General features: G+C 43.9%; 24 protein-coding genes and 1 riboswitch. Of the genes, 3 read left to right on the top strand and 21 right to left on the bottom strand.

Annotation, left to right across the window (positions count from 1 at the left end; translation table 11 throughout):
* The first annotated feature begins 11 nt into the window (after window positions 1–11).
* Together folP and folK are read left to right on the top strand one after the other, a co-directional pair.
* A complete protein-coding gene (folP, locus tag NE671_RS11130) occupies window positions 12–818 on the top strand; it encodes a dihydropteroate synthase (RefSeq protein ID WP_092070547.1) in 807 nt (268 codons plus the stop codon).
* A gap of 9 nt (window positions 819–827) precedes the next feature.
* The gene (gene folK / locus NE671_RS11125) at window positions 828–1658 is read left to right on the top strand and encodes a 2-amino-4-hydroxy-6-hydroxymethyldihydropteridine diphosphokinase (RefSeq protein ID WP_092070551.1); all 831 of its coding nucleotides are present in this window, start codon (window positions 828–830) and stop codon (window positions 1656–1658) included.
* A 114-nt stretch (window positions 1659–1772) separates the two neighbouring features.
* On the opposite strand, the gene putP is transcribed toward folK, so the two are convergent.
* From putP to NE671_RS11025, 20 genes are all read right to left on the bottom strand, one after another.
* On the bottom strand, window positions 1773–3305 hold the full coding sequence (gene putP / locus NE671_RS11120; RefSeq protein WP_110103526.1) for a sodium/proline symporter PutP: 1533 nt from the start codon (window positions 3303–3305) through the stop codon (window positions 1773–1775).
* Between the two features lie 232 nt (window positions 3306–3537).
* Window positions 3538–3885: a hypothetical protein gene (locus tag NE671_RS11115; protein WP_173740853.1), complete on the bottom strand. Its 348-nt coding sequence runs from the start codon at window positions 3883–3885 to the stop codon at window positions 3538–3540.
* An 18-nt stretch (window positions 3886–3903) separates the two neighbouring features.
* Window positions 3904–4869, bottom strand: coding sequence for an ABC transporter ATP-binding protein (locus NE671_RS11110; RefSeq protein WP_110103524.1), 966 nt, complete (start codon window positions 4867–4869; stop codon window positions 3904–3906).
* Entirely contained in the window at window positions 4862–5647 is a 786-nt protein-coding gene (locus tag NE671_RS11105) for an ABC transporter ATP-binding protein (RefSeq protein ID WP_059085714.1), read from the bottom strand. Before NE671_RS11105 ends, NE671_RS11110 begins: the two co-directional genes overlap by 8 nt.
* A 14-nt stretch (window positions 5648–5661) precedes the next feature.
* Complete coding sequence (locus tag NE671_RS11100) at window positions 5662–7230, bottom strand: ABC transporter substrate-binding protein (RefSeq protein ID WP_059085713.1); 1569 nt, start codon at window positions 7228–7230, stop codon at window positions 5662–5664.
* Between the two features lie 58 nt (window positions 7231–7288).
* On the bottom strand, window positions 7289–8119 hold the full coding sequence (gene nikC / locus NE671_RS11095) for a nickel transporter permease (RefSeq protein WP_021651479.1): 831 nt from the start codon (window positions 8117–8119) through the stop codon (window positions 7289–7291).
* The gene (gene nikB / locus NE671_RS11090; protein WP_021651480.1) at window positions 8120–9058 is read right to left on the bottom strand and encodes a nickel ABC transporter permease; all 939 of its coding nucleotides are present in this window, start codon (window positions 9056–9058) and stop codon (window positions 8120–8122) included.
* Window positions 9059–9242: 184 nt separating this feature from the next.
* Window positions 9243–9431, bottom strand: a riboswitch (cobalamin riboswitch).
* A 284-nt stretch (window positions 9432–9715) separates the two neighbouring features.
* Window positions 9716–10675, bottom strand: a complete 960-nt coding sequence (locus NE671_RS11085; RefSeq protein WP_015524925.1) for a M14 family metallopeptidase — start codon at window positions 10673–10675, stop codon at window positions 9716–9718.
* Window positions 10676–10846: 171 nt separating this feature from the next.
* Window positions 10847–12127: a bifunctional phosphoribosyl-AMP cyclohydrolase/phosphoribosyl-ATP diphosphatase HisIE gene (gene hisIE, locus NE671_RS11080; RefSeq protein ID WP_129975487.1), complete on the bottom strand. Its 1281-nt coding sequence runs from the start codon at window positions 12125–12127 to the stop codon at window positions 10847–10849.
* 18 nt (window positions 12128–12145) lie between these two features.
* Complete coding sequence (gene hisB / locus NE671_RS11075; RefSeq protein WP_021976578.1) at window positions 12146–12733, bottom strand: imidazoleglycerol-phosphate dehydratase HisB; 588 nt, start codon at window positions 12731–12733, stop codon at window positions 12146–12148.
* A complete protein-coding gene (hisD, locus tag NE671_RS11070) occupies window positions 12733–14043 on the bottom strand; it encodes a histidinol dehydrogenase (RefSeq protein ID WP_015524922.1) in 1311 nt (436 codons plus the stop codon). Before hisD ends, hisB begins: the two co-directional genes overlap by 1 nt.
* Window positions 14044–14093: 50 nt before the next feature.
* Window positions 14094–14732, bottom strand: coding sequence for an ATP phosphoribosyltransferase (gene hisG, locus NE671_RS11065; RefSeq protein WP_015524921.1), 639 nt, complete (start codon window positions 14730–14732; stop codon window positions 14094–14096).
* Window positions 14732–15853, bottom strand: a complete 1122-nt coding sequence (hisZ, locus tag NE671_RS11060; RefSeq protein WP_129975485.1) for an ATP phosphoribosyltransferase regulatory subunit — start codon at window positions 15851–15853, stop codon at window positions 14732–14734. Before hisZ ends, hisG begins: the two co-directional genes overlap by 1 nt.
* 110 nt (window positions 15854–15963) lie before the next feature.
* Window positions 15964–16497: a Holliday junction resolvase RecU gene (locus NE671_RS11055; protein ID WP_129975483.1), complete on the bottom strand. Its 534-nt coding sequence runs from the start codon at window positions 16495–16497 to the stop codon at window positions 15964–15966.
* A 12-nt stretch (window positions 16498–16509) separates the two neighbouring features.
* The gene (gene lepB, locus NE671_RS11050; RefSeq protein WP_022426337.1) at window positions 16510–17067 is read right to left on the bottom strand and encodes a signal peptidase I; all 558 of its coding nucleotides are present in this window, start codon (window positions 17065–17067) and stop codon (window positions 16510–16512) included.
* Complete coding sequence (locus NE671_RS11045) at window positions 17051–18019, bottom strand: RluA family pseudouridine synthase (protein WP_021651486.1); 969 nt, start codon at window positions 18017–18019, stop codon at window positions 17051–17053. Before NE671_RS11045 ends, lepB begins: the two co-directional genes overlap by 17 nt.
* Window positions 18020–18031: 12 nt before the next feature.
* Complete coding sequence (locus NE671_RS11040) at window positions 18032–18652, bottom strand: hypothetical protein (protein ID WP_021651487.1); 621 nt, start codon at window positions 18650–18652, stop codon at window positions 18032–18034.
* Window positions 18615–20489, bottom strand: coding sequence for a YgiQ family radical SAM protein (locus NE671_RS11035; RefSeq protein WP_022426339.1), 1875 nt, complete (start codon window positions 20487–20489; stop codon window positions 18615–18617). The genes NE671_RS11040 and NE671_RS11035 overlap by 38 nt, the downstream gene beginning before the upstream one ends.
* Before the next feature lie 46 nt (window positions 20490–20535).
* Window positions 20536–21348: a GTP pyrophosphokinase gene (locus NE671_RS11030; RefSeq protein ID WP_015524915.1), complete on the bottom strand. Its 813-nt coding sequence runs from the start codon at window positions 21346–21348 to the stop codon at window positions 20536–20538.
* A 278-nt stretch (window positions 21349–21626) separates the two neighbouring features.
* Complete coding sequence (locus NE671_RS11025; protein WP_022426340.1) at window positions 21627–23072, bottom strand: aminoacyl-histidine dipeptidase; 1446 nt, start codon at window positions 23070–23072, stop codon at window positions 21627–21629.
* Window positions 23073–23154: 82 nt separating this feature from the next.
* On the opposite strand from NE671_RS11025, the gene NE671_RS11020 reads away from it, so the two are divergent.
* The gene (locus NE671_RS11020; protein ID WP_021651491.1) at window positions 23155–24090 is read left to right on the top strand and encodes a sporulation integral membrane protein YlbJ; all 936 of its coding nucleotides are present in this window, start codon (window positions 23155–23157) and stop codon (window positions 24088–24090) included.
* Here the strand turns inward: NE671_RS11020 and NE671_RS11015 are convergent.
* Complete coding sequence (locus NE671_RS11015) at window positions 24067–24705, bottom strand: hypothetical protein (RefSeq protein WP_015524911.1); 639 nt, start codon at window positions 24703–24705, stop codon at window positions 24067–24069. The two genes, NE671_RS11020 and NE671_RS11015, sit on opposite strands and share 24 nt — an antisense overlap.
* Between the last annotated feature and the right edge of the window lie 6 nt (window positions 24706–24711).

Here is a 24711-nt window from a genome sequence, read left to right as displayed (position 1 = left end):
GAGGTTTTTCCATGAAAATCGGAAATCGTGAGTTTGATGTAAAAAACAAAACATATATTATGGGTATCCTAAATGTTACACCGGATTCTTTCTCAGATGGCGGAAAATGGAACGATATGGATCATGCCCTGAAACATACAGAAGCTATGATCGCCGAAGGTGCTGATATTCTTGATATCGGTGGAGAATCCACACGTCCGGGGCATACACCGGTTGGCGCACAGGAGGAAATCGAGCGTATTCTTCCTGTTATCGAAGCAGTAAAAGGGCGTTTTGATATCCCCATCTCTGTAGATACCTATAAGGGATGTGTTGCGGAAGAAGCCCTGAAACACGGAGCAGATCTTATCAATGACATCTGGGGACTGAAATATGATCCTGAAATGGCTCCTGTTATTGCCAGATATCAGGCTCCCTGCTGTCTGATGCATAACAAAGATAATACTGAATACAATAATTTTATTGTGGATATGCTGGCAGAAACCCAGGAATGTGTCAATATTGCCAAACGTGCCGGTATTGCCGATGATAAGATCATCCTTGATCCTGGTGTCGGATTTGGTAAAACCTATGAGATGAACCTGATGACCATGGATAATCTGGAGCTTTTCCGGAAGCTGGGATATCCGGTACTTCTTGGTACCTCCAGAAAATCCATGATTGGACTTGCCCTTGATCTTCCTGTAGATCAGCGTGTAGAGGGAACTCTTGCCACATCGGTGATCGGTGTTATGAAGGGTTGTGCATTTGTCCGTGTTCATGACATCAAAGAAAATAAACGCGTCATCCAGATGACAGAAGCTATTCTGGGACGTTAGGAGGAACTGATGGATAAAATCGAAATCAGAGATCTTGAGATTTTTGCAAACCATGGTGTGTTTCCGGAAGAAACAGCTCTCGGACAGAAATTTGTTGTTTCTGCTGTTATGTATACAGAAACACGTCCGGCAGGGCTGACAGATGATCTTTCTGCTTCCATCAATTATGGAGAAGTCAGTCATATGATCACCGATTTTCTTCAGAAAAATACTTATAAACTTCTGGAGGCTGCTGTGGAGAATCTGGCAGAGACGCTGCTGCTTTCTCTCCCTCTTCTTAAAAAGATCACCCTCCGTATTGAAAAGCCCTGGGCTCCGGTAGGCCTTCCGCTGAAAACCGTTGCTGTGGAAATTACCCGAGGCTGGCATACGGCTTATATTGCTTTTGGTTCCAATATGGGGGATAAGAAGAAATACCTGGACAATGCGATCCAGGGTCTTCGGGATATGAAAGAGATTGTTGTTGAAAAGGTTTCCGAGTATCTTGTAACGGAGCCTTACGGAGATGTGGAGCAGGATGAGTTTCTCAACGGAGCCTTAAGAGTCCGGACGCTGCTTTCTCCGGAGGAGCTTCTTGACAGGCTGCATGTGCTGGAACAGGCTGCGGACCGGAAAAGGATCATTCACTGGGGACCAAGGACACTGGATCTGGATATTCTGTTTTACGATAATGAGATCATTGATACAGTGGAACTACATGTGCCTCATATTGATATGGAAAACAGGGATTTTGTTTTGAAGCCTATGGTGGAGATCGCACCGTATCTTCGGCATCCGGTGTTGAATTTAACAATGGAGCAGTTGTTAAAAAAGCTTGAGGGAAAAACTTTGGCGGTGTGACTTTATTTATTAAATAATAAAAAGATAACAAGCCCGATACAGATATCTTTACTACAATCTGTATCGGGCTTGTTTTGTATCAGTGTGAATTATTGACTATTATCGAAAAATATTTTATTTCTGGTTTACCAGATCAAATTCGTCAGTGATCTCTTTGGATGGTGCCTTGGTAATGAGGCTGACGATGATGTTTGCTGCGATGGCCACCAAGAATGCGGGAAGAAGTTCATAGATTCCCCAGGCGCCGCCGAGCGTGCTGATTCCGTATTTCCAGATAAATACCATGGAACCTCCACAGATCATTCCTGCCAGGGCTCCCTGCCAGTTGGAACGTCTCCAGAATAATGCCAGAAGTACCACCGGGCCGAATACGGCTCCGAAGCCTGCCCAGGCAAAGGATACGATAGTAAACACAGAACTGTTCGGGTCGCGGGCAATAAACATAGCTACTACTGCGATGAGAAGAAGCGTGATCTTATCGGCTACCATGCTTTCTTTTTTTGTTTCTTTATCCTTCAGTATACTTCCGAGAAGGTCGGAAGAAACTGCTGAGGATGCTGCCAGGAGCTGAGAATCTGCAGTTGACATGGTGGATGCCAGGATTCCTGCAAGGATGAGTCCTGCAAGGATTGCTGCAATTACACCATGTTTACTGAGAAGATCTGCGATCTGAACGATAATTGTCTCAGATGCGGAGCCTTCCAGAAGGTCAAACTCTCCTGCTGCTGTCATTCCAAGTCCTACCACACCGATCAGTACTGCTACTGCCAGTGAGATCACTACCCATGTAGTTGCTACTCTTCTGGAAAGTGTAAGCTTCTCTTCGTCTTCGATCGCCATGAAACGAAGAAGAATATGCGGCATTCCGAAATATCCAAGTCCCCATGCAAGCATGGAAATAATATTAAGCAGTGGATATGCCTGTTCTGTTCCGGTTGTTGGATCATATGTAGTAAACATAGTCAGATATCCGGGCAGTGATCTTGCATGGTCTGCAACTGCTTCAATACCACCTGCTGTGCTGATCCCGAATACAAATACGATCACAAGAGCGATGGACATGATGATACTCTGGATAAAGTCCGTGGTAGATGCTGCCAGGAATCCTCCCAGTGTGGTGTATCCAACGATGACCAGTGCACTGATGATCATAGCTGGCAGATATTTTACACCGAAGAGACTTGCAAAAAGTTTACCACAGGCTGCAAATCCGGAAGCTGTATACGGAATAAAAAAGATCACGATAAAAATCGCTCCGATAGACTGCAGGATCTTTTTTTCATCTCTGTAACGATTACTGAAAAAGGATGGCAATGTAATAGAATTTCCTGCCACATGTGTGTAGCGGCGGATTCTTTTTGCCACGATCCTCCAGTTTACGTAAGTTCCGATCGCAAGGCCAATGGCTGTCCAGCCTGCATCTGCAATACCGGTAAGATAAGCAAGTCCCGGCAGGCCCATCAGAAGCCAGCTGCTCATGTCAGAAGCCTCTGCACTCATAGCTGTGACAAGTGGGCCAAGCTTTCGTCCTCCAAGATAGAAATCAGAACTGTCATTATTGTTCTTGGAGCAAAGATAACCTACAAAGATCATTGCACCCAGATAGACGATAATGGCTGCCATTATACAAATATGTGCTGTTGTCATTGTTTCTCTCCCTTCCATGTTTCTGCTTTAAAATCACAAAACATGAGGGATTTTGCTTATGCATCCCCATGCTTTCTGTTTTTAAACCAGTTTTACACATATTTATAGATTTTATTATATTAACTTTAGAAAGTAAAGAGGATTTTTCGTTTTTTTACATAAAAAAGTATTTTATATGAAGAAAAAGGGCTGAACCATATAAGGCGGCCCAGCTCTTTTTCAAAATCTCTGTTTATTTTTCTTCCATACGCTTCTGCACATCTTCCACTGTATATGCAAGCTTCTCAACATCCTCGGAATAAGTCAGCCCCTCCTTCTCAGCCAGAGCTTTCAGAACACCGATCGTTTTCTGAAGATGCATGTAGTTTCCTGCGGAGGAACCACCTGTCAGCGCGATGTATTCTCTGTAACAGTTCATGAACATGTTCATTTCCGGGCTGTCCTGATTATATACTACAACACCTATTGTATATTGGATATCTCCGTCTTCGACAGCAGCAGAAACTTTTTTTCCGCCAACTGTAAAAACGGCAAGCAGCAACAACAGAATGCCCAGTACTTTAAAGTTTTTAAAAATCATACTGTTTTGTGCATTTCTTTATTTTTCCGTTACATAATGGCAGGCTACTTCATGTCCGGACTCTACTTCTGTGAGCACAGGACGGATCGTCCTGCATTTCTCCATGCAGTGTTCGCAACGATTCTGGAATGGACAGCCATGAGGAACATCCAGAGGGCTGGGGGCCTCACTTTCGATGCTCTCGATCTTTTTGTTCTGATCCATATGAATGGAAAACTGTGCCCCCAGAAGAGCCTGTGTATATGGATGAAGAGACTTTTCCGTAACATCCTCTCCCGGGATTACCTCCACGATATTCCCGAGGTACATGACAGCAATCTGATGGGCAAAGGAACGGATCAGAGCCAGGTCATGGCAGATAAAAAGCATGCTGATGTTTTTCTCCTTCTGGAGACGTACCAGAAGCCGGATCACGGACTCCTGTACGGAAACGTCAAGTGCAGAGGTAGCCTCATCGCACACCAGGATCTCCGGTTCCAGGGAAAGTGCCCGGGCAATACTGATACGCTGACGCTGTCCGCCACTCATGTTATGTGGATAGCGGTCTGTAAAATCTTCAGGAAGCTCTACCATTTTCAGAAGTTCTCTAGCCTTGGATTCCTTTTCGCTTCTTTTCAGTTTTCCGTAATTGATCAGGGGTTCTGTGAGAATATCCACGATCTTCATTTTGGGGTCAAAGGACGCCAGCGGATCCTGGAATACCATCTGCATGTTCTGACGGTTCAGCCAGGTTTCTTTTTTGGAAAGATCAGAGAGGTTTTTTCCATGGTAAAGGATCTCTCCGCTGGTCGGCTTGTCAAGAGAAATGACCATGCGGACAAAGGTTGATTTACCGCAGCCACTTTCTCCTACGATTCCCAGAGTTTTTCCTTTATAAACGTTCAGGTTCACATCGTTGCAGGCTGTTAAAGTTCTGCCGCCGGAAGCCGGGAACTGTTTTACGATATGTTTTGCACTGAGTACGATATCGGATTCATTAAACATAACGCTGTCCCTCCATTTCCGGCACTGCAGCCAGCAGTTTCTTTGTATAGTCACTGGTCGGATGCTCCATGACCTCATCTCGTGTTCCCTGATCCACAACTTTTCCGTTCTGCATAACAACAAGCTGATCAGCCATATAGGCTGCTACGCCAATGTTATGGGTAACAATGATGATACCGGTTCCGAAATCATCACGGAGCTCCATCATCTGGCGTACGATCTGTGCCTGTGTGGTAACATCCAGCGCACTGGTCGGCTCATCTGCAAGAAGTAGCTCCGGGTTAAAAGTCATGGCCATGGCAATACCAACTCGCTGGCGCATACCACCGGAAAGCTGGTGAGGATAACTTTTCATGATATTTTCCGCGTCAGGAAGACGCATTTTCTGAAGCATGGAGCATCCCTTCTTCCATGCTTCTGCTTTGGATATATCCGTATGTGTACAGATATATTCCACATACTGACTTCCAATCTTACGGATAGGGTTCAGGGTTCCGCCGCAGTCCTGGAAGATCATGGAAATGCGGGTACCCCTTAAATTTCTCCATTCATCCTTTGTATTGGAAAGCAGAGAATGTCCGTGAAACTGAATATCTCCGGTGCTGACCCGGCCACCTCCGGCAAGTGCGCCGAGGACAGCACGGATCACGGTTGTTTTTCCACTTCCACTCTCGCCTACCACACTGATGATCTCCCCCTTCTTCATGGAAAGGTTGAAATGTTCAATGGTAGGTGCCTGTTTTCCGTACTGAACGGAAAGATCCTTGATCTCAAGCATAAATAAGCGCTCCTTTACTCGGCAAGAGTGATATCCTTTGTCAGCCAGTAGTAATCCATCGGATACATCTTAACACCTGTTACCTTTTTGTTGGAGAAGAGGTAGGTTGTCTCATAACCAAAGAATACAGTTGCAGCATCATCCATGATATCCTGCTGAATATCGATGATGAGATCTTTTCTCTTGTCCTCATCAAATGTCTGCGCAAGCTCGTCAAGAAGCTTGTCAACCTCCGGGTTATTGTATCCTGCAGTATTGTTTGCAGAGGAGCTGTACCAGTTCTCTCTTAAGTAGTTCTCAGGGTCTCCAGTGTTTGCTACCAGCACGTTCCAGATCAGAAGGTCATACTGACCGGAATCTCTCATGTCAAGAAGTGTCTCATAACTTACTGTGTTCAGGTTTACGTTGATACCGATCTCCTTCAGACTGGCCTGTGCTGCCTGTGCGTATACACCAAGCTCGGCACGGCTTGTGTAGATAACAAAATCAAGAACAAGAGGATCTCCGTCAGGAGTTTCTACAAATCCGTCACCGTCAACATCTTTGTATCCGGCCTCATCAAGGATCTTCTTTGCGCTGTCCGGATCATAGGAATTCTCATCCTTCAGATCATCGAATCCAAAGTCAAGTGTTGGAGGAACCGGTGCTTTACCAGCTGTTGCACCACCCTCGAGAAGAGTGTTGCAGTATGTTTCCTTGTCAAGACCACGAAGAAGTGCCTGGCGAAGAGCCTTATCGCTGAGTGCATGATCCTCGTTCTGGTTCATGAATGCATAGGTGGAACGAAGAGACTGAAGCTCCTGGATGTCGTAATTGTCATTTCCCTCAAACTCAACCAGGTTCTCTGTTTTCAGGTTGTAAGCGATATCGATCTCACCTGTCTGAAGAGCCATGGAACGTGTTGTCTGGTCATCCACACATTTCAGTGTAACTTTATCAAGGGGAACTTCTCCATCCCAGTAGTTCTCATTTTTTACTACGATACAGGAATCCGTCGGGCTGAAAGATTCTACTGCGTAAGGTCCTGTACAGATCGGTCCTTCCATGGCAAATGTAGAATCATCTACATTTGTATCTACGATCAGAAACAGCGGGTCTGCAAGGCATCCGGCCATGTTTGCATTTGCTCTGTTCAGATGGAAGATCAGGTTCTGTCCGTCAACTTCGAGGCTGTCGAGATCAAAGAATTCCGGAACACGGTCACTCTTTTCAGCGGTACGTTCGATGGAGGCTTTTACCATCTCCGGTGTCATATCGTCACCGTTGGAGAATTTTACGCCCTCACGGATCTTGAAGGTCCATGTTTTTCCATCGTCACTGTTTTCCCACTCTTCCGCAAGACATGGAACGATCTCACCGTTCTCATCGAATTTTGTAAGACACTCGCCGATCGCATAACGGGATACAACCCAGCTGAAATACTGCTCTGTCGGCTCCAGTGTATCTGCAAAGCTTGTTACTCCGATGGTGATTTCCTTATCACTTTTTTTGTCACCCTTTGCCTGAGCCACTGTTGTCATGGAAAAAGTCATCATACATGCAAGTGTAGCAGCCAGCACTTTTTTAACTACATTATTTCTCATTTCATCCTCCTAAAGATAATATACTGATCATATGGTGTTGGTTTGTTACAGAGTTGTTTTATTGATCCTGGCGCGGATCCAGTACATCACGGATGCTGTCTCCAAGCATGTTGAAAACAACAACACAGATCACGATAGCGATACCAGGGTAGATCATAAGCCATGGCGCCTTTGCCATGTAGGTTCTTCCTTCATTCAGCATCAGTCCCCACTCCGGTGTCGGCGCAGTTGCACCAAATCCCAGGAATGAAAGGGAAGCCAGCTCCAGCATCATAGTTCCGATATCTGCTGCCGCAGTTACCACCATCTGGGTTACCATGTTGGGAAGAATGTGTACAAGAAGAATTTTCCAGGTCTTTGTTCCGTTTACTATAGCTGCCTCTATGTAAAGACTCTTCTTGACTTTCAAGACCATACTTCGTGCAAGACGGGCATATTTTGTCCAGCTTACAGCTGCAATGGAAATAACGGCATTGACCAGGTTTGGTCCAAGCATACCGGCAATGGCAATGGCCAGTACAAGCCCAGGGAAGGAGATCATCATATCTGCGATACGCATGATCACTGCATCCACAACGCCGCCGAAATATCCGGCAATAACTCCTAAAAATGTACCGATGACAAAGATCACTGCAACCAGACATAAGGTCATGATCAGAGAGGTTCTTGTTCCGAAGATAACACGGGAAAGAAGATCTCGTCCAAGCTTATCCGTTCCGAACGGATGAGCGGAGCTTGGCTCCTGCAGTGATTCGGTCATAACTGCATTCAGTGGATCATATGGTGAGAGCTGCGGCGCAAAGATCGCAATTCCGATCACCACGAGACCCAGAATGAAGAAAAGAGTGAACTGTTTATTTTCTTTGAATGTTCGTAATACCTTTTTCAATTATCTATCCTCCTTAAGTCTTGGATCGAGATAAGTATAGGACAGATCCACAAGCAGGTTGATGCACATGTACAGGATCGCGATCCAAAGTACATAGCCCTGTACAAGAGGATAGTCACGACAGGAAATCGCCTTTACTGCCATATTTCCCATTCCAGGCCAGTTGTAAATGATCTCTACAACTGCAGTACCTCCCAGAAGACTTCCAAGGGAAAGTCCCAACAGCGTTACCAGCGGAAGCATAACATTAGGAAGGACGTGTTTCCAGAGAATGACGCTTTCCTTGATTCCACGCATTCTTGCACCTGTGACATAATCCTGATGAAGTTCCTCCAGCACTGCACTTCTTACCTGTCTGGTATATTTTGCAGACATGGCAAGTGCAAGAGTCAGCGCCGGGAGGATCATGGATTTAAAATCCGTACTGCCTCCTGCAACATTGATCCAGCGAAGCTGAACACCAAAGATGCTGAGAAGGATCAGGCCCAGCCAGAAGCTTGGAACAGATACTCCCACAAAGGTAATTCCTCTCACAAAATAATCCGGGAATTTGTTCTGATATACAGCGGCCAGGATTCCAAGCGGTATGGAAATAATGACCATCATCAGAAGTGCCAGCAACGACATCCTCAGCGTCGGCCAGAAACAGGATACCAGTTTATCTGTTACCGGCATTTTGAAAGAATAGGACTGTCCCATATCTCCTGTAACAACACCCTTCAGCCAGGAACCATACTGCACGAGAAAGGGCTGATCAAGGCCAAGCTCATGTCTTGTCTGTTCCAGAAGCTCTGGTGTAGGAAGATTACCACACTCTGTCAGCATGATCTCCGCAGGATCACCAGGTGACAGGTAGGTCAGTCCAAATGTGAAAAAGCTGATTCCAAATAATACAATGATGATCTGGAGAAATCTTTTTCCTACTTGTTTCTTTGTCACGTTTTACTCCTTTCCTCATTTGATGCGATTTTAACATTGCCGTTTTAATTTAGTTAGATAAAAGAAACTATTGGATTCTTAATATGCAGAATATGCATGGAATTTTAGAAAATTTGCACGAAAAAAGCCCGTGACGAAATACGGGCACACAAAATAAATATGCTTCCTATCTTCCGTAAGAATCATTTTAAAACAATTGCAAGCAGGTCTCCTGACTTAGGATCCTTACCCTCAGACACCTTCCCGGTCTATTTCTCACGCACTCGACCAGTGGTACTTTGTCTGAGGATTTCCCCTTACAGTGACGGGATCGTACCGGATTTACACCGGTTTCCCTATTAATCCTCTCAGAACTTACAACGGCTGATGTGAAAATCAGCAAATGCTGTCAAATTACTGAAACATTATATGATAAAACTATAGTTTATGTCTATGGAAAAATGTTATATTTTTAGAAAACTCATAAATTTTGTTAAAGATGCTTGAATTGTATATATCCCCCATGGGGGATTTGACAATTGGATTTATCTGATCTGCTAAAAAAACACGGATTTTACCTCGCTATTTTTACAAATAGAATAGCAAATGGTAAAACCCGGTTTTCTTACTGTTTCAATATGATTTCAGACAGAAGCGTTCTGAAAAGGTTGTTTACTATCAGGTCAGAGTCTCCGTGATCGCTGCATATGCGATCATTGGTCCGTCTTCAATAATGTTCAGACTGGCTGTCTGATAAAGTACGACTCCGTTTTCAGTTGCAATAGATGTGTAAAGTAAATTTCCATAGTAATCTCTCAGTTCACCCAATTCTTCTCCCTTAAAGAAGTACTCTCCAGGCTTCTTGGATGGATACCAGCATCCGGTATACGGCGCATATTCATAGACTACATTTTCAAGAAGCATCTGACGGTAATGCTTCAGACCATGACATTTCTTTCCCTGGAGATGAAAAACAAGGTGACGGACGTCTCTTTTATCCTGTTCTACTTCCTCCCAGGTCCAGTAGCTGTGTCCGCCTCTTTCGATGAGAATACTTGGAATTCCAAGAGAAGAAGCATAATTGTAGGCGCCACCTGTGGCGGTTGTGGAACGGACCACATATTTTACGCCGATATGCCGTGCCATATGTAATGATTTCTCTGCTGTCTTTTCATCTACAACCCCTACATAATAAACATAGGGATGAAGCTGTTCGAACCCATCTCCGCTATGCAGGTCGATATAATAATCTGCTATGGAAAAAAGCTTTGTCACTATAGCATAGGCAATACGATCTGCAGCTGTTCCCTCAGGATCTCCGGGGAAAACGCGGTTCAGGTTCTTGCCATCCTCATAGACCAGACTCATGGTGCGATGCTCAAAGCCACTGACATTGACCAGTGGAACGATGATCACATTTCCCTTCAGTTCTTCCGGTTGAAATTCTTTTGCAAGTTCCATTGCCGCCTGGATTCCTACATACTCCGCACTGTGTATTCCCGCTGTGATCAGTATCGTCGGTCCGTCTTTCACTCCGCATATCACAGTTGCCGGCATTGCTATGCCGTATCCTGTGATCTTAATTTTCCCCTGTGCCTTCTCTCCTTTTTCAATCACCCAGTCATCAATTTTGATCATTGGTTGTTTCCCTTTTCCTTTTTTATATTTCCGCACTTTTGACGATAAGTATATCATGCCTAACCGAAATTGTACATATTCTTTTAAGATTCCGGGAAAACAGAAAAAAGCTTTCGTAACCGTTCATTCTGATCCGACGTACAAAAGCTTTTTTCCTGAATGATATATAATTTATCTTTTTACCAATTCTTTGGTGATTTCTTCCCAGCTGACTCCTTTTTCCACCATAAGTACCATCATATGATAAAGAAAATCTGAAATTTCGTATTTAATCTCTTCTTTATCTGGATTTTTGGCTGCAATGACGATCTCTGTGCATTCTTCACCGACTTTTTTCAAAATCTTGTCAATTCCCTTATCAAAAAGATAATTGGTATAGGAACCTTCCTTTGGATGTTCTTTTCGGTCAGTGATCACATCATACACATTCTGGAACACGTGAAGTGGGTTGGTATCATCGTACTCCTTTTTCATCAGCGGTTTGAAGAAACAAGTACGGTTTCCTGTATGGCAGGCTGCGCCCACCTGCTCCACTTTGGCAAGGATCGTATCATTATCACAGTCAATGGTAAGAGACTTTACATACTGTACGTGGCCGGATGTCAGACCTTTGGTCCAGAGCTCATTCCGGCTGCGACTCCAGTATGTCATTTTTCCAAGCTTCAATGTTGTGTTAAAAGCAAGCTCATTCATATAGGCCAGCATCAGTACTTCATCCGTCCGGTAATCCTGGACAATAACCGGAACCATTCCGTCACTGTTTAATTTAAAGTCCGACCATGCAATATTACTTTTATATGTGTTTACCGGAATTCCGGCTTCTTCGCAGGTTTCCTTAAATGTATGCAGATCATTTTCAAGACTGCTTACATAAGCACCGCAAAGTCCGGACACAGCTGGTTCTCCTAAAAGCTCCAGAACGCTCTCAGATCTGTTTTCATCGGTATGAAGAACAATGGAAATCTGAGAAATCTCTGCAATTTCATTTTCGACAGTGTCCAAAGCCAGAACAGTGTCTGCATATGTTTCGATCAGATCCTGATTTTCTGTGAATTCTCTCAGATCAGAGATGCTGATCATCATACGCTCTTTTCCAAAGCGCCGGGATACTTCTTCCAGAAGCTTGATATTATTCTCTTTCGAAAAATTCAGTACAACTTTGGCACATCCCGCATAGATCAGCTTTTTTACATCTTCCATACGTTTGATATTTCCCGCTGCGATCACCGGGATCTCAGATACCTGACAGATATCACGGATTTTTCCGATCGCACGGTCATGCTCTGCATCTGTGGAAGAAAAGTCAAATACCAGAAGCTCATCTGCCCCATTGTCACCGTAAAATTTTGCAAGTGTTTCTACATTTCCGTCTCCGAAAAGATTTCTCTGTCCAAATCCGGTTACCGCCTTTTCTGAATGAAGATAAAGGCATGGGATCAACTGTTTGTTCATAAGTGGTCTCCTTCTGTATCAGAGGCTTCCCTTGGTAGAAAGCACGTCTGTGATCCGGGAATCGTACTGTGTGGCTGCATCAAGGGCTTTCGCAAAGCTTTTAAACATGGCCTCTGCCACATGATGGCTGTTTCCTCCGGAAAGAACCTTGATGTGAAGATTCATTGCTGCGGAATAGGATACTGCATAAAAGAATTCCTTTACCATCTCTGTAGCCATATCTCCTATTTTTTCCGTAGAAAACTCTGCATCCCATCCGAGATAAGGTCTTCCGGAAAGATCTACTGCGCAGAGCACAAGCACTTCATCCATAGGAAGGATACAGCTGCCGTAACGTTTGATCCCTTTTTTGTCGCCAACTGCCTCACGGATAGCGTTTCCAAGGACGATCCCTGTATCTTCAATGGTGTGATGATCATCTACATTCAGATCACCGTGGACTCTCAGCGTAAGATCATACAGTCCATGGCGCGTAAAACCGTCCAGCATATGGTCAAAAAAGCCAATGCCTGTATCAATATCGGAACTTCCTGTTCCATCAATATTCAGCTGCAGACGTATCTGCGTTTCTTTTGTGTTTCTTTCGATCAGTGCTTCTCTTGCCATTATTCGTTCTCCTTGTCCTCTTCCTCAAAACGGACTGCAATGGAATTTGCGTGTGCAGTCAGCTGTTCCGATGTGGCAAACTGGATAATGTCCTTGTGGATCTTTCGGAGTGCTTCCCTGGAATAATATACAATACTGGATTTTTTGATAAAATCATCTACAGAAAGTGCGGAGAAAAATTTGGCGGTTCCATTGGTAGGAAGTACGTGGTTTGGTCCTGCAAAATAATCTCCAAGGGGTTCAGAGCTGTGCTCTCCGATAAAGATCGCACCTGCATTTCGTACCTTCATCATATCTTCAAAAGGATTCTTTGTGACGATCTCCATATGCTCAGAAGCAATTTCATTGGCAGCCTCAATGGCCTCGTCCATATCTTCTGCGATCAGGATATAACCAAAGTTCTCCAGGGATTTCTCAATAATGGCTTTTCTGGAAAGTACCTCAACAAAACCTCTGACTTCTTTATCTACCTGATCTGCAAATTCCTCATTTGTTGTGATCAGGATCGCAGATGCCATCTCATCATGTTCTGCCTGAGAAAGAAGATCTGCTGCAATATAACGAGGATTTGCAGTCTCATCTGCAAGAACGAGGATCTCGCTTGGGCCGGCAATAGAATCAATGCTTACGTATCCATAAACTGCCTTTTTTGCAAGCGCAACAAAAATATTTCCGGGTCCTACGATCTTGTCAACCTTTGGAATACTCTCGGTTCCATATGCAAGTGCTCCGATGGCCTGTGCACCACCCACTTTATAGATTTCATCTGCTCCGGCTTCGTTGGCAGCAACAAGTGTGCTTGGATTTACTTTTCCGTCTTTTCCAGGAGGTGTTGTCATTACAATACGGTCAACACCGGCAACTTTTGCAGGAACGATATTCATAAGCACGGAAGACGGATATACAGCCTTTCCACCGGGAACGTAAACACCTACACAGTTCAGAGCGGTTACCTTCTGACCAAGCATGGTTCCGTCTGTTGTGCTTGTGAACCAGCTGTTCTGAAGTTGCTTTTCGTGATAGCTGCGGATATTCACCAATGCTTTTTTGATCACATCGATCAGGGAAGGATCTACCAGCTTGTATGCTTCCTCGATCTCCTCAGGGGTTACACGGATCGTATCCTTTGTCACTTCGACTTTATCAAATTCTCTGGTAAATGCAAATAACGCGGTATCTCCCTCTGCTTTTACTTTGGCAAGGATATTTGCTACTGCATCCTCGTATTTTCCATAATTATTAGGGCTTCTTTTTAAGAGAGTTTCCAGAATATCTTTTGTAGATTCTTTGGTGAGTTTTACCTTACGCATAATAAATTCTGCCTTCTTTCTGTATTTTGGAGGTTCATCTGTTGTTCAGTTTATTTGATCACACCTCGAAGTTCCGTGATCAGTTTGCGGATCCGTTCATCTTCCATTTTCATGCTGACCTGATTGACTACCATACGTGCAGACAGCGGGCAGACTTCTTCCAGCACCTTCAGGCCATTCTCGCGAAGGGTGCTTCCGGTTTCCACGATATCCACGATAACCTCGGAAAGTCCTACGATCGGTGCAAGCTCGATGGAACCGTTCAGCTTAATGATCTCCACAGTCTGATGCTTTTTGTTATAGAAGTAATCCTTTGCAATATTTGGATATTTTGTAGCTACACGGATCAGCTGATTGTTATTCAGGACTTCTCTGGCGCTTTCAGGGCCGCATACGCACATGCGGCATGCTCCAAATCCAAGATCCATAACCTCATATAGCTTTCTTCCTTCTTCCAGAATGGTATCCTTACCTACGATACCGATATCTGCTGCACCATACTCTACATAAGTCGGCACATCCGGACCTTTTGCAAGGAAAAACTTCAGCTTCAGTTCCTCATTGGTAAAGATCAGCTTTCGGGAATCTTTGTCACGCATCTCCTCACATGTAATACCGATCTTCTCAAACATATCCAGTGTTTTGCTGGCCAGACGCCCTTTTGTGAGGGCAAATGTAAGATATCTCATCAGTCCTGCTCCTCCTTTGCCGGGCACAATGCCACTTTTTTACCTTTATTTCGAAGCGCCATTGCTTCCTGGATCGCTTTTTTCAGATTTCCCGGATCATAGGTGATCACAATGGTTTTATCGCCAGCCGGAACAGCCAGCTTCTGTCTGGAAAGCGCGAGCATCAGGTTATCGACCACAATGGCAAATCCAATGGAAGAAGCCGGTTTTCCGAAATGCTTCATCAATTCGTTGTAGCGTCCGCCCTTGATCAGGGGTTCACCGGTTCTATATGTATAAGCCTGGAAAATGATCCCTGTATAATAACGGAACTTACTGAGCATTCCAAAATCAAAAGCAATGTATTTCTCACAGCCGTATACTTTCAGGATCTCATAAATTTCTTCCAGTCGTTTTACTGCAGAAAGTGCTTCCGGATTGGAGGTGAGTTTTTTTGCTTTTTCCAGCACTTCTGCTGAACCGAACATCTGAGGCAGTTCAGCAAAAGCCTTGGAAAGGTTATCACCTAAATTCTGTCCCTTAAGAAGTTCTTCCACACCAAAATAATTCTTCTGAGAGATCAGCTCACGAAGATGCTCTTCTATCTCCGGCTCCAGATCTGCCTCTGCAAGCAGGGATTTATAATAATCTACCTGGCCTACGCTAACCTGGAATTCGGTAAGTCCTGCTGCCTTCAGACACTCCACGGTCATAGCAAGGATCTCAGCATCTGCTGCTGCAGAATCATCTCCCATATGCTCAACACCCATCTGAGTATTTTCCTTCATCTGACCTCTGTAACTGGAATTGTTGATAAATGTATTTCCGGTATAACAAAGTCTTACAGGTCCTTTTTCCGGATCAAAATAAGTTGCACATGCTCTGGAAACAGACGGTGTAAAGTCAGGTCTGAGGACAAGTGTGTTTCCCTCTCTGTCAAAAAATTTATATAAATCCTTGGATGGGATCGTTCCTACTTCATTGCTGAACACTTCAAAATACTCAAATCCCGGTGTTTCTATATCTTCATATCCATATCTTGAAAACACCTGGTGGAGCTCCCTCTGGAGCCGTTTTTTGCGGCTGCATTCCTCTCCATAAATGTCCCGCACACCTTCAGGTGTATGAAAAATACGCTGCATGTTCATTTCCTCCGTAACACGTTTTGAGATTTTCTGTGTTCCACTTTAATTCGCTACCATGCTACCACAGAAAAACTTAAATTTGATTATATAGGAAACCTTTCCAAAAGTCAATCCCGTAATTGCAGATCTTTCTGGATCCCTTCCAGATAAGGAACCAGAAATCCATTTTTTCCGGAAAGATAAAATTCCTCGTCCAGCTCTTCCCGACGAAAACTTTTTCGTCCGCCGTCTTCCATCCTTTTCCAGAATTCCTTCAGCTTACGAAGGGTAAGATAATAAAAAACATTATCTGCGCTGAAATAGATCAGAAAAAAAGCAATCCCCTTCTGCTTTTCAAACTCATCCATAAATGATACCTGATGAGGATGAATGTTCGCAAGGGGAAAAGTTTTTACACAACATTCTTTTGCATCGAAGCAGACAGGGATTCCCTGTACTGCTCCGATATAATCTACGGTACTTTTCTGTTCAAAATATGCCAGCGTGATATGCCGGGAGGTTTTATCCATTTTAACCGGAGTGATCGGCGTCGGAATTTTCTGGATGAGGGCCAGTCCCTTTTCCCTGTACTGCTCATTGGTACGATTGATAAGTTCCTCCAGAGTAGAACCACGAAGTCCTCTGCTGTTCCATGTTGCCATAAAGTCTGCCCTTTAATTTAGAAGTTTGATGGATGGGAAATAACGGATCTCCGCCTTTCCGACGATCTGATCAAACTGTACATATGTATTCTGCCAGTATCGGGAATCCTTGGAATTGTTACGGTTGTCGCCCATCATAAAGTAACAGTTTTCCGGTACTTCGTATGGTCCGAAGCTTCCAAGAGGAGTTTCCGACACAAAGGAATCATCCAGAGGTGTCTCTGAATCATTGATATAAACTTTACCATCTTTGATCTCTACTTTATCTCCAGGAAGACCGATGATACGTTTGATGAACAGCTGGGACTCATCATCCGGATATTTGAAGATTACAATGTCAAAGCGTTCCGGATCTTTCCATTTTTTTGAGATCTCGTGACCAAATACATCCATATTCAGACCATAGGCCAGACGATAGCCAAAGATACGATCCCCGGTCATAATGGTATTTTCCATAGATTCTGACGGAATCTTTGCATTGATCAGTACTACATTGTTGATAACTAGGACTACAACTACCACGATGATGATCATCTTGACGTAATCCCATATTTCATTCCAGATTTTCATAATAACTCTCCTCCAACTTTTCCTCTTTTAGTGTTCTGAGAAAGATTTCCGGAAGCGGTGCCGTAAAGACCTTCCCGGATAAATATGACAGGCTTCCTTTCATAGATGGAAACTCCATTCGAAAAGAATGAAGCAGCTGTCCTTTCAGTTTTTTATCGGCTTTTCCATATTTGGGATCACCAACAATCGAATGTCCCTCCGAAGCAAGGTGAGCTCGGATCTGATGTGCACGTCCTGTGATCAGTTCAACCTTAAGAAGGGTACGGGTTCCATTGGTACCCAACGGATAATACTTTGTTTCCACTGGAAGGGCATTTTCTTTCTCTTGTTTATAGATGGTTACTTTGTTGCTTTTTTTATCTTTTGCCAGATAACCTTTGATATATCTTTCTTCTTTTAAAACTCCCTCCACAAGACAGAGGTAATATTTATGAAGTTCCCTGGACTTGAACATCCCTGAAAGTTCCTGCAGACCGGAAAGGCTTTTGCCTGCCGCTATCAGTCCGCTGGTATTGCGGTCAAGGCGGTTGCATACGGAAGGACGAAAGGTTCTCAGATCATTCTCTGTAAGAGAGCCATTTTTCAGAAGATAGCCAGTCAGATATTCTACCAGTGAAGGGGTTCCGTCATCAGCAGGCTGAGAAAGCATTCCTGCCGGTTTGTTGATCAACAGGATATTTTCATCCTCGTAAATGATATCCAGAGCATAATGTGCCCGTGGAGCAGAATCATTTCCGCTGAATTTTTCAAATGTTTCATCACTTAAAAACAGTTTTACATGATCTCCTGAAAACAGCTTTTCATTCCCGGTGGCTTTTTTTCCATTGAGCGTGATATTTTTTTTCCTCATCATTTTGTAGAAAAAGCTCTTTGGAGCTTCACGGAGAAGCTTGGCCAGATATTTGTCAAAACGCTGTCCGGCCTCGTTTTCGTTAATGATAAATTCTTTCATTATATAATGCTCCTACAGACAGATTGCCAGGATCGTATGTTTGATCAGTTCTTCCCTGGAAAGATCCGGGTATCGCTCATCCGGCGTGAATTTAATCCCGTTTCTTAAAGATTCTTTGTGCTCATTCATGGAATCCAGACGTTCCAGATAGGGTTTCAGGTCCCTCAGGATCTTTACATCTACTTTATATCCGTTTTTACGGATGATTTTCTGTGACTGCTCTGCAAGGTAGGCGATATCTGCTTTTGGATCACTGGTATAACCCACTACTGTATTTCCGCACACGGCAACAGCGTCCAGATAACCGCTTTTCTCATAAAAAGTCATGTACATTTCATAGGACATGACCAGGTCACCGGCATGCTTGCGGATCTCTTTATAGAGCTTTTCATCCATAGGATGACGTAACAGGATCATGATCAGGCTTACCATGGATTTACATCCTGGCAGACAGCCTACTACGGTCAGAACCGTCCAGACTGTCATTCTTGTTCCGTTGACGGCCCACGCCACAAAGAAAATGAGCAGTGGAAGCGAAAATAATCCTGCGGTGATCAGGAGTCTTCGTTTTTTTTCGCTGTTAAAATAACCGAAATCACCTTTTTTTGTTTTTCTTTTTCTGGTATCTTTCATGTGCCGAACTCCTTGTCTGTGTTTTTTTGGCTTTTTTATGAAGCTCTCTGGGACGGATCAGACATTTCGGTCCAAAGCCGACCAGATCCATACGTCCGGTCATCTTAAGTCCTTCCAGGACCAGTTCGCGATTTTCCGGATTTTTATACTGCATCAGTGCTCGCTGTATTGCTTTTTCGTGTGGATTTTTCGGCACATATACCTTTTCGCCTGTCAGCGGATGGATTCCTGTGTAATACATACAGGTAGAAAGTGTTGATGGCGTTGGATAAAAATCCTGAACCTGCTCCGGCGTAAATCCAAGATCACGGACGTATTCCGCAAGCTTCACGGCTTCCTTCATTGTACACCCGGGATGGGACGACATGAAATACGGAACGGCATATTGCTGCTTACCAGTCCGCGCATTTGCTTTTTCATATTCCTTCAGAAAGCCCTCATAAACCTCGTGCCTGGGTTTGCCCATAAACTTCAGGACTTCATCAGAAACATGCTCCGGTGCTACTCGCAGCTGACCGCTGATGTGATATTTCACAAGCTCATTAAGAAAAGTTTTATCCGGATCTGCCATCAGATAATCAAACCGAATGCCGGAACGGACAAAAACTTTTTTAACTTTGGGGATATTCCTGACCTTTCTGAGAAGCTGAAGATAATCCTTGTGGTCTACCGTCAGATTCTTACACGGAGAAGGAAACAGGCACTGTCGCTCCTTGCAGACTCCTTTTGTCAGCTGCTTTTTGCAGGAAGGATAACGAAAATCAGCCGTAGGGCCTCCTACATCATGGATATAGCCTTTAAAATCCGGATCCTCCGTCATCTTTTCAGCTTCTTTCAGAATGGAATCGTGACTTCTTGTCTGAAGGATACGGCCCTGATGAAAGGTCAGCGCACAGAAATTACAGCTTCCAAAGCATCCTCTGTTGCTGGTCAGACTGAATTTGATCTCTTTCAGTGCCGGGATCCCGCCTTCTTTCTGGTACATGGGATGATATCGTCCTGTATAAGGCAGATCGTAAACATCGTCCATTTCCATCTGCGTCAGAGGCTGAGATGGTGGATTCTGTATCACATATCCACGGTTCCCATAAGATTCTGCCAGAGGCTTTGCTGTAAATGGATCCGTGTTTCGGTACTGAATGGCAAAGCTGTCCGCGTAAGCTTTTTTATCAGTCTGTACCTGTTCAAATGACGGAAGGACCACCGGATCGTAAACCCTGCTGATATCGTGGCTTTTAAAAACCGTCCCTGCCACATATGTGATCTCCTGGACCGGAATCCCGCTTTGCAGGGCTTCTGCGATCTCCAGGATGGAATGTTCCCCCATTCCATAAGAAATCAGATCCGCACCGGAATCGATCAGAATACTGTGCTTGACCTTATTTTCCCAATAATCGTAATGTGCCATTCTTCGAAGGCTGGCTTCGATCCCGCCAAGAATGATAGGCGTATGTTTATAGGTCTGCCGGATCAGATTGCTGTATACAACAGAAGCCCTGTCCGGTCTTAATCCCATTTTTCCTCCCGGAGAATAGGCATCTGTGCTTCGGTGCTTTTTGGAAACCGTATAATGATTCACCATGGAATCCATGTTTCCTGCTGTAACGAGAAAACCCAGGCGCGGTTCCCCGAACACCTGGATGCTCTCCTTCTTTCGCCAGTCAGGCTGAGGGATCATGCCTACACGATATCCTCTGCTTTCCAGAAGACGTCCAATGATCGCAGATCCAAAAGACGGATGATCCACATAGGCATCTCCTGTCACGTAGACAAAATCCAACTCATCCCAGCCTCTTGACTTCATATCTTCTCTTGTAACTGGTAAAAAATCCTGCATTTATAATTCCTCGTATGTATGTGTATTAGTACTGTCTGCCCTGTGTTCATATGCTGTGATGGACTGCCTGGGCACGATAACCCTCTGCAATGATATCCAACTGCCTGTGGAAGCGTTCCAGCTGACGCAGATCCTTGGTTTTGAATACCCGCAGGAACTCATCCTGTATTTTGCTGACTTCCCGTTCACTGGAAACACGGTAGAGATTTTCAATATTATTCAAAATATCCTTTACAAGATTGGACTGCATCTGAGATGAATTCTGGGCATCCATGATCTCATTGCGCACAGAAGACATTTCATGATCCAGCGAAATGATCGCATCGGATGCTTTACTAAGACGTTCTGCTACATGAGGAGGCATATCACCTTTGTATTTATACTGAAGAGAATGTTCGATCGTTGCCCAGAAATTCATTGCCATGGTACGGATCTGTATTTCTACCTGAAGCCGTTTCGGCCCATGAATAGTCTCCACTGTATAATAAAGGATCATGTGATAACTCCGGTAACCGCTCTGCTTGATATGCGTCAGATAGTTCTTTTCACTTTTGACTTCCATATCTGTTCTTTTTCGGATGATCGCAGCAACGGTATCGATATCTTCTTCAAACTGACATATGATCCGTACTCCTGCCAGATCTTCCATTTCTGTTTCCAGCTGTTCGATCGGGATATCTTTACGCTGCATTTTCTCCAGGATACTGGAAACGCTTTTTACTCTTCCACTGACTTGTTCAATGGGAGAATAACGATCATTTTCGTGATACTCTTCTATCATATGTTTAAACTTGACTGTCAGTTCTTTGACAGCCAGCTCGTAAGGGCACAAAATACTTCGCCATAACTGTATTTCCATGTTGCTCGCTCCTTATCATCTGCCGCCAGTCTCTTTTTGGTTTTGGTGACAGCGGCATACATTTTTTATTATAACATATGTTTTGGAAAAAAAGGGATTGTTTATCAATTTTTTATTAAAAAAATATAGAATTATTTTCCTTTTTGTGTGATGCATCCACAAATCTATATATATGTATAATTCTGTATTTTATGAATATTTTTTATCAGGGCATAAAAATACCCTGGAGAAACCTTACGTCTCTCCAGGGTAAAAGTTCGAACATACTCCGAACGGGATCAGTCTTTCAGATTTTTGAGAACCTGTACAAGATAGTTCCATACTCTTTCTGTGGAAGCAATGCTGAGAACCTCCTCGGATGTATGGATATCCTTCATATCCGGTCCAAGGGATACGCAGTCCAGTCCTTCCATTTTTTTATAGAAAAGCCCGCATTCAAGGCCTGCGTGGATCGCTACGACTTCAGGCTTATGTCCGTACATTTCCTCAAAAACTGCAACCATTTTATCTCGTAATGGAGATTCCTTTCTGTACTCCCATGCCGGGTATGCACCCTGTACTTCATAGTCACCACCAAGAAATTCTGTGAGATATTCAATCTTATCAGATAATGCACTGCATGCAGCGTCTACAGAGCTTCTTACACTGGAACTTGCAAAAAGCTCGTCCCTATCCAGACGGAGGATACCGATATTGCTGGAGGTTTCCACCAGGCCTTTGATGGTTCCGCTCATTTTCTGGATTCCGAATGGTACATTCTGCAGATAAAATACGATCTTTTCCTGACTTGTAGGATGAAGAACCTCTGCTGTTGCAGTACCCTTTTCTGTTATTTCAAAAGTAATGTTTTCGTCAGAACCAGTATATTCTTCACGGAGCTGCTCCTGGAGCTCTTTTGCGTAAGCTTTTACCTCAGCAACGGAATCCGTAAGAAATTCTGCGGTGCACTCTCTTGTAATGGCATTGTCTTTCTGTCCGCCTGTAAGAGAAATAAGGGCATATTCCGCTTTTTTCTTAAGTCCGTAAAGAAACCGTCCCATAAGTTTATTGGCATTCGCTCTGTTCTTGTCAATCTCGGCACCGGAATGTCCGCCCATAAGTCCACAGACTTTGACCTGTACCTTTTCTCCTTCTCCTTCTACGCGCTGGACAGGGATATGGCTGATACCGGAAAGACCGCCGGCACAGCTGATCCAGAGACTTCCCTCCGCTTCAGAATCCAGATTGATAAATCTTCTTCCCTTCAGCACGCTGCAGTCCAGACCGACTGCACCAAGAAGACCAATCTCCTCATCAACCGTGAGCAGTACTTCAAGAGGAGGGTGTGGAATATCTGTACTGTCAAGAAGGGCAAGGCCATAAGCAACTGCAATACCATCATCACCGCCAAGAGTTGTTCCGTTGGCTGTGATATAACCATCTTTTACAGAGATGTTCAAACCATCTTTTGTAAAATCATGATCTACATCCGGTCGTTTTTCACATACCATGTCCATGTGGCCCTGGATGATCACTGTGGGAGAATTCTCATATCCTGGTGTGCCTGGCTTGTAGATCACTACATTATTCAGCTCATCCTGTACATATCTGAATCCATGATCCTTCGCGAATTCCACAAGGAAATCACTGATCTGTTTTGTATTTCTGGAACCATGAGGAATCTTGCAGATTTCTTCAAAATAATGAAAAACTCTCTTTGGTTCACAATTTTCTAATACTGGCATAAATTCTGCCTCCTTCTGCTTCATAAATTCATTTGTCTTTTATAATAATCATATACTGTAAAAAAAGCAAGGACCTGTTTTTATGAAACGAAAAATAATCATATTTTTCTATATCTGCCTGTTGTTTTTTCTGCTTTTTCACCCAAAAGAAGCTCTTACCGGAGTAAAAAATGGACTTGGATTGTGGTTGAATATCATGATTCCCACTCTGCTGCCATTTCTGATCCTGACAGGAGCATTATTAAAAACTGGAAATATCCGGAAGCTTCTGAAACCATCTGCTTTCTTCTGGAAAACGTTTTTCGGGCTTTCACCTGCTGGAGCCTATGTTCTGATCCTGGGTCTGTTATGCGGATATCCTATGGGAGCCAAACTGGCACATGATCTGTACATAGACCAGCAGATTTCCCGCAGAGAAGGGGAATATCTTCTTACGTTTAGCTGTAATGCAAGTCCCGCATTTATCATTTCCTATCTTTCCGGGATACTCTTGAAAAATAAGATATCAGCAGTACAGATGATCCTCACTTTTCTGGCGGCAGATCTCTTTTGTATGCTGTTTTTTCGTTTCGTTGTATATCGCGGGCATACCGTGGACTCTGTCTGCGTAAACAAGATAAAAAAAGAGACATACCAACAGGACTCCATAGGAGTCATCCTGGATGTCTCGATCATGGACGGATTTGAAACCATCACACGTCTCGGGGGCTATATTCTCCTCTTCTCACTGATACTCGCCAGTATCAGCTTTTACTGGCCATTTCATGCACAAAGCTGTATGCTGTTCACAGCACCACTGGAACTAACTACCGGGCTGAAACAGATTGCCGGCGCACCACTGCCATGGAAAAGCAGATACCTTGCTTCTATGCTCCTGACTTCTTTTGGTGGCTTTTGCGTCATGGCTCAGACAAAAAGCGTATTGGAAAACAGTTTGTCACTGATCCCCTACGCCATTTCAAAATGTCTGAACGCCAGTGCGATATTCCTGATCCTAGTTTTCTCCGATATCGTCTAACAGATCTTCGTCTTCTTTTGTTATAGAAGAACTGTCATCATCCTGGAAGGTATTGGAGATTGCCGCTGCCTGAGCAGTCTGTGGTGCAAGCTCCTGACGATTATGATTAACAACCTCAAGGCAGCTCTGCAGAGCATCAATAAATGCTTTGTATTTACCACCGGCATCTTCAAGTGTCTGATTCAGGACAGAACCGATATTAGCCATCATATCATCTGTGTATGTGATCGCACTGAGACGAATGCTGTTTGCATCCTGTGTTGCAGAATCAAGAATCTCCTGAGCCTGCTTGTTTGCAGCATTTATGGTCTCATTTGCCTGTGCATATGCTTTCTGCATGATCTCATGCTGTGTAACAAGTTCCTGAGCTTTGGCCTGAGCATCTGCGATCAGACTGTCAGCTTTAGCCTGAGCATCCTCAAGGATCGCATCCTTATTGCTGATGATCTTCTGATAACGTTTGATCTCATCCGGAGTTTTCAGACGAAGTTCACGTAAATACTCCTCAATCTCTTCTTTGTTCACTACGATCTTGGTAGTGGAAAGAGGCTGGAATTTACAGCTGTCCACATACTCTTCAATCTCCTGAATAATCTGTTCAATTCTGCTGCTCATAATACA

This window comes from Blautia sp. DFI.9.10 (assembly GCF_024461705.1).
GTDB lineage: Bacteria > Bacillota > Clostridia > Lachnospirales > Lachnospiraceae > Blautia_A > Blautia_A fusiformis.
This window is presented reverse-complemented; position numbering and strand designations above follow the sequence as displayed.